This window comes from Rugamonas violacea (assembly GCF_016461825.1).
Taxonomy (GTDB): domain Bacteria; phylum Pseudomonadota; class Gammaproteobacteria; order Burkholderiales; family Burkholderiaceae_D; genus Rugamonas.
In genome coordinates, this window is the sequence record NZ_JAEMNU010000130.1 from 1 (window position 1) to 2,026 (window position 2,026).

Here is a 2,026-nt window from a genome sequence, read left to right on the forward strand (position 1 = left end):
ACGTATCACCAATTCAAGCGCTCAAAGCATGGCAGAAGAAAAAGCCCGAATTATTTGTTAAGCGCGTGTATAACCACACGAGTCTTGACAGCTGATCTCGTCGGAACTTTTCCCTTGGTAACTTTCTATCCCTGGTATCGGGGTAACAAGTCCAGCTGCCAACATACAGCACGTAAGTAAAATTACATCTTTACGCCACTCCGCCGGCGCCTCACCATATTGCCCGTTATGCACTCTTGGCAACATTGTATTGGGGGAGAAATCGTCCAGTCCGGCCGAAATAATTTGTCGTTGCACTTCAATATCGAACTTAATCATACGTTCTCGCACTGTCCAGGAAATTTTAATTTTGCCACGTTACTGTTATTAAACCCTTTGACTGCCGCACTGTTCACCTCAACTGTAACTGTTGCAGCGGCGGTGCTGGCGGAAGCGTCCAATCTACCGGACTAAACAGGTAGATTGCCTCCACGATGGGAGCCCTACCTACAAATAATTAGCCTGTTTGATAAATCGAGAAGTAAGGCATCTAGATTTTCGTCACTCAGCCCACGCCGTTAACCGTACAAAAGCGCTCGGAGGTCATTTTGAACCCTCGCAGTACTCTCGTCGCTAAAGCAGCACTCTGCTGTTTGTAAACGCAAAATTCCGCTAGTCAAAGCCTCAATCCTTAACCAGTTTTCCTTCCTTATATGATCTTTACGGTCTATTCCAACGCGATTCCAAAACTCCTCGCCAAGCCACATTACCGCACCGATGGCTTCAACATAACCCGATTGAAGCATCCAGCGGCCAGGGTTATTTGATATATCGACAATTTTTTGCTCCAAGGGTGGTGGTAGACCATTCGACGTCATTGGAAGTTGAGAGTAATCACGCCCTACAGCTGTATACTCTAAGAGATCTTTTGCATTTTGCCAGTGGTCGTATGCCACGTCAGACACCCAAGCCTGAACAAAACCAGGTTTATCGATAAATGGGCTGATCCATTCCTCCCAAGATACTGCCGCACCTTTCGTTAATTCTTTTATAGTTATAAAACTATATTTTAGTGCCGTGACATTACCAAAACAAAAGGAAAGGCCACAGGCCTCGATATTACGCCCCCACCTTCCTTCTTTTTCAACTTTCTTCAAATATGAATAAGCAGATTGTATTTTTCCGCAATCATCAAATTCCATAGTCAGACCAAGCCGTTGCATTACCCCAACAATAGTTTGCAAGGCGTCGAAATCGCTGATTTCGCCCGATCCAGGAAGCAGTTCAAACTCAACTCCATTTATTATTTTTTCTTGAAATTCAATCGCGACCCTCATACTAAAAATAATATCTATTTTTTCCATTCCATTGCTACTCATGGATATTCCTTCACAATTACAGTCACATTATTCTTAGCACCATACTGCACTAACGGTTGTGCAGCAGCGGCACCGCCAGGTTGAACACGAATATCAAGTACCATGTTGGCTCGCGCTCCATTAACTGTTGCACCGTTCTTACCAAGTTCGTAAATATGATCTTGCATTCGGCCAAACCAAGCCCCCCCCGCCGTGTCAATGGTCTTCAAGCTGACCAGCGTATTCCCATATTGAAAATCTACTAGTGGAAATTTCCCGTTATTCAATTGGCCAACATTGAACCACTCTTTATACTCAGTCTGCGCTAGATTCGATTCAATTGCTACACCCCGCGCTGTTCCGGGAAGGCGCCAAACGCTCGAAAGATCGGCTGTGATACTTTGCACAACCACAGTCGTCGAAGCGCCCGAAATCTGAGCAGCAGCTTTTTCCGCCGCAATCAGCGCCTGTGCATCCGCGATGGCAATTTTTAACACGCCTGCGCGCGCACTTATCGACGCCGCCATCCCCTTTCCAAGGCGCGCCGCACCTAACGCACCGCCAAATCCTTCAAACGTTTCGAGCTGATCAGCTGGTTTGATATTGCCCGCAACCGTCATGTCTTGAATCTGCAGCTTGATTGCCGAAAGCAAAGCCTGATCGCGACTCTCCATTTCGTCGCGCTGCAG

The 2,026-nt window shown here is 46.5% G+C and carries 1 protein-coding gene and 1 pseudogene; both read right to left on the reverse strand.

The window, feature by feature from the left end:
• Positions 1-557 precede the first annotated feature (557 nt).
• On the reverse strand, positions 558-1,358 hold the full coding sequence (locus tag H7U20_RS24805; protein WP_199761821.1) for a hypothetical protein: 801 nt from the start codon (positions 1,356-1,358) through the stop codon (positions 558-560).
• A pseudogene (locus H7U20_RS24810) lies at positions 1,355-2,026 on the reverse strand (hypothetical protein); the annotation flags it as partial. The pseudogene H7U20_RS24810 and the gene H7U20_RS24805, both read right to left, overlap by 4 nt.

What these genes read in the sequence shown, in the direction of transcription:
- H7U20_RS24805 (WP_199761821.1), bottom strand. Translation starts at nt 1,358, where the DNA reads ATGAGTAGCAATGGAATGGAAAAAATAGATATTATTTTTAGTATGAGG.